Source organism: Nocardiopsis salina YIM 90010 (assembly GCF_000341025.1).
Lineage (GTDB): Bacteria > Actinomycetota > Actinomycetes > Streptosporangiales > Streptosporangiaceae > Nocardiopsis > Nocardiopsis salina.
This window is the reverse complement of record NZ_ANBF01000147.1, coordinates 1-6,092: the sequence shown is the minus strand read 5'-3', so window position 1 is coordinate 6,092 and position 6,092 is coordinate 1. Positions and strand designations below refer to the sequence as shown.

The window sequence follows — 6,092 nt, the reverse complement described above, 5'->3', positions numbered from 1 at the left end:
GCGGCGGCCGTCGTCGTCGACGGTGTCCAGGCACGCAGTGGGGTCGAGGCCGGCCAGCAGCCACGCGGTTCCCGCGCCCACGCCGGTACCGATCTCGAGCGCCCGCCCGCCGGGTTTGGCGGCGGCGAGGGTGCGCACGAGCCCGCCGAGCGCATCGTCACAGACGGCAGTGGCGCCGACCCCCTCGGCCTCGGATCGATCGCGGCCAGGGCCCCGGGGCGGCGTGCGATCGGTGCAGTGGTCACGCGATCACTCCTCGTGTCGGCTCGGTCACGCCATCACGGTACCCCGCGCCCCTGGACAACTCCGGAGGCGGGAGGAGGCCGGCCCCGTCGGTCGGCTCACGGAACGACCCCGTGGCCGGACACCGTCGGCGGTGTCCGGCCACGCCTTCCCGTTTCGCCAGGCCGCGGAGTCGACCGACCACCGGGGCACACGGCCAAGGGTTTTCCCGCGCGCCCCGGCGCCCGCGGCTCAGGGTGCGGCGGTCTCGGTCCGGGCCGTGAGGGGACCACCCTCGAGCGCGGTGGCCATGAGCTCGGGGAAGGCGTCGGGGGTGCACGCGAACGCGGGAACGCCGAGGTCGGCCAGGGCGGCGGCGTTGCCCTGGTCGTAGAAGGGGGCGCCCTCGTCCGAGAGCGCGAGCAGCACCACGACCTGCGTTCCGGCGGCCTTCATGTGCGCGACCCGGCGCAGCATCTGTTCGCGCACCCCTCCCTCGTACAAGTCGCTGACCAGGACGAACAAGGATTCTTTCGGCCGAGTGATGAGCCCCTGGCAGTAGCTGATCGCCCGGTTGATGTCGGTCCCGCCGCCCAATTGCGTGCCGAACAGGACCTCCACGGGGTCGGTGAGGTGCTCGGTGAGGTCGGCGACGGCGGTGTCGAAGGCGACCAGGAACGTTCGCACGCTGCGCATCGATGCCAGGGCCGCGCCGAACACACTCGCGTACACCACGGACTCGGCCATGGACGCGCTCTGGTCGACGGCGAGCACCACGTCCTTGTGTGTCCCTGGGCTTCGGCGCCCGTGGCCGACGAGGGTGCGCGGCACGAGGGTGCGGTGCTCGGGCAAGTAGTGGGCGAGGTTGCGACGGATCGTCGCGTTCCAGTCGATGTCGGCGCCCCTGCGCGGGCGATGCGTGCGGGCGGAGCGGTCGATCGCGCCCTGCACGAGGGAGCGTGTGCGCTGGGCGAGGCGCTTCTCCAGGTCGTCGACGACGCGGCGGACGACGGTCCGGGCGCTCTCGCGGGCGCTGTCGGGCATCACGGAGTTCAGGGAGAGCAGAGTGCCGACCAGGTGCACGTCGGCCTCGACAGCCTCCATGAGCTCGGGTTCGAGGAGCATGCGCTGCAGGCCGAGGCGGTCCATGGCGTCCTTCTGCATCACACGAACGACGGAGGACGGGAAGTAGGTTCGGATGTCGCCGAGCCAGCGGTTCACGCGGGGAGCGGAGTCGCCCATGCCCCCTGAGCGCTCGCCGGCCCCGTCCACACCGGAGCGGTCGTAAAGCTCTGCGAGGGCGGAGTCCATGCCGCGGTCGGCGGGATCCAGGGGCGCGTCGGGGCCGTCCTCTCCCAGGACCAGCCGCCATCGGCGGGCACGTTCGGCGATCTCGTTGCTCATGCGGTGACCCTTCCGTGCGGGCGTTCGGGGGCGGCGTGGGCGAGGACCGCGCCGACCGCGGCCACAGCGGGTTCGGCGCGGTCGGGGTCCAGGGGCGGGCGCTCGGCCCCGGTGAGGGAACGGGTGCGTGTGGCAGCGGCACCGATGCTGCGGCGTTCGGGTGCGGCGAAGGCCCCGAAGGTGCGGCGCAGTAACGGCAGCACGTCGGCGAAGCGTTCCGGGGAAAGCCCGGTCATCCAGGCGTCGATGAGGTCGAGCAGGCGTTCGTCGTGCACCAGCACCAGCCCACTGCCCTGCAGGAACCCCTCGATCCAGGCGGCGGCGCGAGCCGGTTCGGTGCCGGGCGACATGGTGCTGGCCAGGCGTCGGCGGAGGGCGGCCGGGCCGAGGTCGCCGGCGTCGCTGAGGATGCGGTCCACGCGTCCGGCCACACGCCCCGGGAGGCGGTCGTCGCCGGCGAGTGCGGAGAGCGTGGCGGTCCAGGTGCGCAGCGCTTCCCCGCCGAGGAGCGTGACGGCCTGGTGTGTGCGGTCGAGGAGGGCCGCGGCGTGGGCGGCCGCGTCGTCGTCGAGGCCCTGCAGCGCGGGGGCGAGCCCGGCGCACACCCGGCGCAGCAGGCCCTCGGCGACCGAACGCAGCTGGGCTCCCTCGGTGCGGCGTACGTCCCCGTACCGTCCGGCGCGGGCGAGGGGAGGCAGGGCGGCCATGAGCCCGGTGACGTCGTCGTCGGTGGCGGCGCGGTCGGTGAGTCGGCGAAGCACGGCAGGCAGAGCGGTGTCGAGCGCGGCGAGCAGGCACTGTTCGGTGAGTGCGGTGAGTACGCGCAGGTCGGCGCCGTCGGCCAGTTCGGTGACACGTGCGGTCGCGGCCTCCTCGACGGTCGCGCCCCAGCGGGCGGCCTCGATGAGAGCGACGTCCATCTCCGGTTCCCAGCGCAGGCGCCAGGACTCCCGGAACGTGCCGCGGTGGCCGACCTCGGGCGTGCGCGGCACGCCCCACTCCACGTCCAGGACCCGGAGCCGGTGCAGCAGAACGCCGCGATCGCGGTGCAGCTCCTTGCGCAGGTCAAGGTCGAGGTCACGGGTGAAGGGCTCGGCCTTGAGGCGCAGACGGCGGCGTTGGGCCGCGAGGTCGTGCTGGAGCGGCACCATCGGGGTGGAGGCCGGAACCGAACCCATGCGTTCCCCGAGCGCGAGTCGGCCGTGCACGAGCGCGGCGCGGGCCTCGTGCCCCTCGCACAGCACCCCGGTGAGCGCCGCCCGGACCTCGTCGAGCCCGGCGAGGGGGCGCCCGCGCAGAGCGGCGAGGGCCTCGGCGAGGCGGACACCTTCGATGACGTGCGCGGAGGAGACCGCCTGCCCCTCGTCCTCGCGCAGGGTGCGGCCTGCGTCGGTGAGCCACCGGTGCACGGGCCGGTCGGGTGCGGTGAACAGGTGCTGGTACCAACCGGGCGCGCTCACCCCGGCGCGGTAACCGGCCGCGGAGGCCAGGCGTCCGTGCGTCCACGGGACCCAGGTGGCGGCGACCCCGGCCTTGGGCAGCCCCTTGAGCAGGGCGGTGTCGCCCTTGACGGTGTGGCCCGCGGTCTCGTGCAGGGCCGGAGCGTGCCAGGCGCCGCAGACCACGGCCACGCGGTGGTTCCCGGCCCGGATCGTGGCGCGCAGGACCTGGCGCATGTGGGCCTCGCGGCGTTCGGTGCGCACGCCCCCGGCTCCGGTCTCTGCCCGGACGGCCGCCATGGCCTCCTGGATCGCGGGGAACGGGGAGGGTTCGCCGTCGCCGCGCTGTTCGACGACGTCGTCCCACCAGCGTTCGGTGTCGTCGTAACCGGCGGCGCGGGCGAGGGTGCCGAGCGGGTCGGCGGGGGCGGTCGCCCCCTCGCGGGGTTCGGGTTCCGACTCGGGGGCGAGGGTGTGTGCGGCGGGCAGGTCGCAGAAGCGCACCTCCGCACCGTGCTCGAGCGCATACCGCAGCGCCACCCACTCGGGGGAGAACGACGCGAACGGCCAGAAGGCCCAGTCCTGTGTGCTCCCCCCGGCTCCGGAGCCCCGCCCGGTGCGGTGGGCGAGCAGGGCGACCGGCGGTTCGATCTCCCCCACCAGGTGCACGAGCGCGTCGGCCTCCGGCGGCCCCTCGATGAGCACCGCCTCGGGGCGCAGGCGCTCCAGCTCGGCCCGGACGGCACGCGCGGACCCGGGGCCGTGGTGGCGCACCCCCAGGACCCGCACGCCTTCGGTGTCGACGGACGGCATCAGGCGCCCACCTCGCGGCAGGCCCGGTAGAACTCGCCCCACCCGTCGCGGTCGCGCGCGACGGTCTCCAGGTACTCGCGCCAGACCACACCGTCGGAGACCCGGTCCTGGACGACCGCTCCCCGGATTCCCGCGGCTATGTCGGCGGGGCGCAGCTGCCCGTCGCCGAAGTGCCCGGACAACGCGATGCCGTTGGCGACGACGGAGATCGCCTCCGCGGTACTGAGGGTGCCGCTGGGCGACTTGACCTTGGCTGTCCCGTCCTCGGTTGCGCCCGAACGCAGTTCCCGGAAGACGGTGACNTCGGTTGCGCCCGAACGCAGTTCCCGGAAGACGGTGACCCCCCGCCGGATCTCGGTGAGGCTCGTGGCCACCTCCGGCATCTGCAGCGACTGCCCGAGCTGGGCCACCCTGCGGGTGACGATGTCGAGCTCCTCCTCGGCGGTGTCGGGCACGGGCAGCACCACGGTGTTGAATCGGCGGCGCAGGGCGCTGGAGAGGTCGTTGACGCCCCTGTCGCGGTCGTTGGCGGTGGCGATGAGGTTGAAACCGCGGCGCGCCTGGACCTCGGTCCCGAGTTCGGGCACGGGCAGGGACTTCTCCGAGAGCACGGTGATGAGCCCGTCCTGCACCTCGGAGGGCATGCGGGTGAGCTCCTCGACGCGGGCGAGCGCACCCCGGGACATGGCGTTCATGACCGGACCCGGCACGAGCGCGGCCTCGCTGGGGCCCTCGGCGAGCAGGCGCGCGTAGTTCCAGCCGTAGCGGACCGACTCCTCGGAGGTTCCGGCGGTGCCCTGCACGAGGAGGGTGGAGTCCCCGCTCACGGCGGCGGCCAGGTGTTCGGACAGCCAGGTCTTGGCGGTTCCGGGCACGCCGATGAGCAGCAGCGCGCGGTCGGTGGCCAGGGTCGCCACGGCGGTCTCGACGATGCGGCGGGCACCGACGTACTTCGGGGTGATCTCCGTGCCGTCCTCCAGGGTGGTGCCGAGCAGGTAGTCGACCACGGACTGCGGGGACAGGTGCCAGCCCGGCGGGCGGGGGCGGCCGTCGGCCGCGGCGAGAATGCGGAGCTCGTCGGCGTGGGTCTGTTCGGCGTGGGGGCGCAGCGCCTGCGCGGTGTCGGTGGTCGCGGCGGTGAGGGTCAACTACAACTCCCTGTGCATGTCGCGGCGGAACCGGACGGTGTCGCGGGTGTCGAGGTAGAGGCGGCGGTTCTCGGGACCGAGGCCCGAGGGGTCGGGCGGCAGGTCGTCGAGGCTGTCGGGGGGAAGGTGCTCGGCCGCGGCCTCACAGACGGCGCGGTATCCGCCGCCGGTGACCGGGTTCAGGAGCATTCTCGTCGCCGCCGCCGACAATCCGGGGGTCCACGGGCCACCGGCCGCACGCAGGATGTGACCGGCGTCGTGGAGGTCTTGGGTGCGGTCGAGCGCGGTGCACGCCCAGGCGCAGCGTTCGACGGGCGGGAGCGGGCGCAGCAGGGCGGACAGCTGGAGGACCCGGCGGTCCTTGGTGGCGCGGGCGAGGTGGCCGCCGACGTCGGGGGCGAGGGAGGCCAGCAGGGCGCGGCTCCACGGCGCGGATCCCTGGAAACCGGCGGCGTTGACCAGGGCGTCGTGCACGTCGTTGCGGCCGGAGCGCTCGACCCGTTCGAGGACCTGAGCGGGGTCGGGGTCGACCAGCTCCGTCCACACGTCCAGAGGAGCGTGGGTGATGAGGGTCCACAGGCGTTCGGCACGGGCGGCCCCGGTGTCTGCGTCGGGTCCGGGGGCGGCCAGGGCGAGGTCGTGCAGGAGCCCGCCCTGGGCGGAGCCGACACGGCGCACGCGGACCGTCCCGTCCGGGGCGGGCGCGAGGAGGTCCCGCACGTACGCGCGCAGGCGTACCGCGTGGTCGCTGTCGGGAAGGCGGCTGAGCAGGGACAGCGCGAGCCCGCGTACCCCTGGGGCACGGTCGGCGAGGGCGGTGGCCAGGGTCGGCTCGTCGTCGGTGGTGAGCCCGGTGGCCAGGACCGCCAGGAGGGAACGCCGGCGTTCGGCCAGGGGTTCGGTGCGCAGGACCTCGGCGACCCGAGCACGTGTGCCCGCGGGGTCCGTGCGGCGCAGGGCGGCGAGGGTGCGGCGGCGTTCCGGCGGGCTGCCGTGGTCCCACACCCGGGGGTCGAAGTGCGCGGCAGCGCCGTGGGAACCCAGGTAGTGCCACGTGTCGCGGAAC

General features: G+C 74.3%; 4 protein-coding genes. All 4 read right to left on the bottom strand.

Going from position 1 to position 6,092, the window contains the following annotated elements; all coding sequences use genetic code 11:
• Window positions 1–474: 474 nt before the first annotated feature.
• Entirely contained in the window at window positions 475–1,626 is a 1,152-nt protein-coding gene (locus tag D474_RS0116285; RefSeq protein ID WP_017614610.1) for a VWA domain-containing protein, read from the bottom strand.
• On the bottom strand, window positions 1,623–3,878 hold the full coding sequence (locus tag D474_RS28965) for a DUF5682 family protein (protein WP_017614609.1): 2,256 nt from the start codon (window positions 3,876–3,878) through the stop codon (window positions 1,623–1,625). Before D474_RS28965 ends, D474_RS0116285 begins: the two co-directional genes overlap by 4 nt.
• Window positions 3,878–5,026, bottom strand: coding sequence for an ATP-binding protein (locus D474_RS0116275; RefSeq protein WP_017614608.1), 1,149 nt, complete (start codon window positions 5,024–5,026; stop codon window positions 3,878–3,880). The genes D474_RS28965 and D474_RS0116275 overlap by 1 nt, the downstream gene beginning before the upstream one ends.
• The coding region (locus D474_RS0116270) for a DUF5691 domain-containing protein (RefSeq protein ID WP_017614607.1) at window positions 5,027–6,092 on the bottom strand (1,066 nt) is incomplete at its 5' end. It abuts the gene before it with no gap.

What these genes read in the sequence shown, in the direction of transcription:
- D474_RS0116285 (WP_017614610.1), bottom strand. Translation starts at nt 1,626, where the DNA reads ATGAGCAACGAGATCGCCGAACGTGCCCGCCGATGGCGGCTGGTCCTG.
- D474_RS28965 (WP_017614609.1), bottom strand. Translation starts at nt 3,878, where the DNA reads ATGCCGTCCGTCGACACCGAAGGCGTGCGGGTCCTGGGGGTGCGCCAC.